The organism is Bradyrhizobium sp. Leo114, assembly GCF_055229415.2.
In genome coordinates, this window is record NZ_JBUYEN020000289.1 from 1 (window position 1) to 247 (window position 247).

The 247-nt window shown below is 67.2% G+C and carries 1 pseudogene; it reads right to left on the reverse strand.

Features of this window, described 5'->3' with window-relative positions:
- Positions 1-64: 64 nt before the first annotated feature.
- A pseudogene (locus ACZIRK_RS45765) lies at positions 65-247 on the reverse strand (IS21 family transposase); the annotation flags it as partial.

Sequence of the window (247 nt, forward strand, 5' to 3'; positions counted from 1 at the left end):
TTCAAGCCGACCAGGGTTTTGCGGATTCGGTCGAGCACGGACGGTACGATCTCGATGGCCGCGTTCATGGCTGGTCTCCCTGGCAGGCCAGCCGCCGGCCGACGGCCTGGTAGAAGTCGAGGGGGGGCGTGGCGACCACATCAGCGGTGCGCAGGATCAAGATCGGTGTGTCGCGATGGGGATCGGTGATCCGCGGCACTTTCCGATGCCCTGCGGCGACCCGGCGCTGATGTCGGCCCTCCAGCAC